The 1,790-nt window shown below is 49.1% G+C and carries 2 protein-coding genes and 1 pseudogene; all 3 read left to right on the top strand.

What is annotated here, in order from left to right:
* Positions 1 to 92, top strand: a 92-nt coding sequence (locus BGK49_RS27145; RefSeq protein ID WP_024193989.1) for an IS1 family transposase, incomplete at its 5' end; no start/stop codon positions are given.
* A 14-nt stretch (positions 93 to 106) separates the two neighbouring features.
* Positions 107 to 1,366, top strand: a pseudogene (locus tag BGK49_RS13750) (anion permease); the annotation flags it as partial.
* A gap of 259 nt (positions 1,367 to 1,625) precedes the next feature.
* Positions 1,626 to 1,790: IS1 family transposase (locus BGK49_RS27140; protein ID WP_047664789.1), on the top strand; the 165-nt coding region annotated here is incomplete at its 3' end.

Raw genomic sequence — 1,790 nt, 5'->3', positions numbered from 1 at the left:
GGCTGGGACGGAAGTCGCTGTCGTTCTCAAAATCGGTGGAGCTGCATGACAAAGTCATCGGGCATTATCTGAACATAAAACACTATCAATAAGTTGGAGTCATTACCTTGCCGTTGCTGCCTCAATGGTGGTGGTCGGTAACTTATCCGACGGTGCGTTTAAGACCACCGCCGTATTAAGCGGTTACTCTTCAGGTACTACCTGGCTGGTGTTCTCGGCGTTTACCTTAAGCGCCGCATTTGTGACCACCGGTTTAGGTAAACGTATTGCCTATCTGCTGATTGGTAAAATCGGTAACACCACGCTGGGTCTGGGTTACGTTACGGTATTCCTCGATCTGGTACTGGCTCCGGCAACACCGTCTAACACCCCGCGTGCGGGCGGCATTGTGTTACCGATCATCAACAGCGTGGCGGTGGCTTTGGGGTCCGAACCGGAAAAAAGTCCGCGTCGTGTCGGACATTACCTGATGATGTCCATTTACATGGTCACCAAAACTACCAGCTATATGTTCTTTACCGCAATGGCGGGGAACATTCTGGCGCTGAAAATGATCAACGACATTCTGCACCTGCAAATTAGCTGGGGTGGATGGGCGCTGGCCACCGGATTGCCGGGCATCATTATGCTGCTGGTCACCCCGCTGGTAATTTACACCATGTATCCACCAGAAATTAAAAAGGTGGATAACAAAACCATCGCTAAAGCGGGCCTTGCCGAACTGGGACCGATGAAAATCCGCGAAAAAATGCTGCTCGGTGTCTTTGTGCTGGCGCTACTGGGCTGGATTTTCAGTAAGTCTCTGGGGGTTGATGAATCCACTGTGGCAATCGTTGTTATGGCGACCATGCTGCTGCTGGGTATCGTTACCTGGGAAGACGTGGTTAAAAATAAAGGCGGCTGGAATACCTTAATCTGGTACGGCGGTATTATCGGATTAAGCTCCTTATTATCGAAAGTTAAATTCTTCGAATGGTTAGCTGAAGTCTTTAAAAATAACCTGGCATTTGATGGTCACGGTAACGTTGCTTTCTTCGTTATTATTTTCCTCAGCATTATCGTGCGTTATTTCTTCGCTTCCGGTAGTGCCTATATCGTTGCTATGTTACCGGTATTTGCCATGCTGGCGAACGTCTCCGGCGCACCGTTAATGTTAACCGCGCTGGCACTGTTGTTCTCCAACTCCTATGGCGGCATGGTTACTCACTATGGCGGCGCGGCAGGTCCGGTCATCTTTGGCGTGGGTTATAACGATATTAAATCCTGGTGGTTGGTCGGTGCGGTACTGACGATATTAACCTTCCTGGTGCATATCACCCTCGGCGTGTGGTGGTGGAATATGCTGATCGGCTGGAACATGCTGTAAATATTCTCGTCATACTTCAAGTTGCATGTGCTGCGTCTGCGTTCGCTCACCCCAGTCACTTACTTATGTAAGCTCCTGGGGATTCACTCGCTTGTCGCCTTCCTGCAACTCAAATTATTTAGAGTATATCCATTTATTATCTTTCTGCGCACTTCACGGTGCGCAGATATCTGGAGCATTTGATGATCAAGTTATCTGAAAAAGGGTAATGCTGCCAACTTACTGATTTAGTGTATGATGGTGATTTTAAGGTGCTTGCGTGGCTTCCATTTCCATCAGATGTCCTTCCTGCTCCGCTACTGAAGGCGTGGTGCGTAACGGCAAAAGCACTGCCGGACATCAGCGCTATCTCTGCTCTCATTGCCGTAAAACATGGCAACTACAGTTCACTTACACCGCCTCTCAGCCCGGTACGCACCAGAAA

It is taken from the genome of Shigella sp. FC1544 (assembly GCF_001722145.1).
GTDB lineage: Bacteria > Pseudomonadota > Gammaproteobacteria > Enterobacterales > Enterobacteriaceae > Escherichia > Escherichia coli.
Note: the sequence above shows the minus strand (reverse complement) of the source record. Positions and strands in the feature narration are given on the sequence as shown.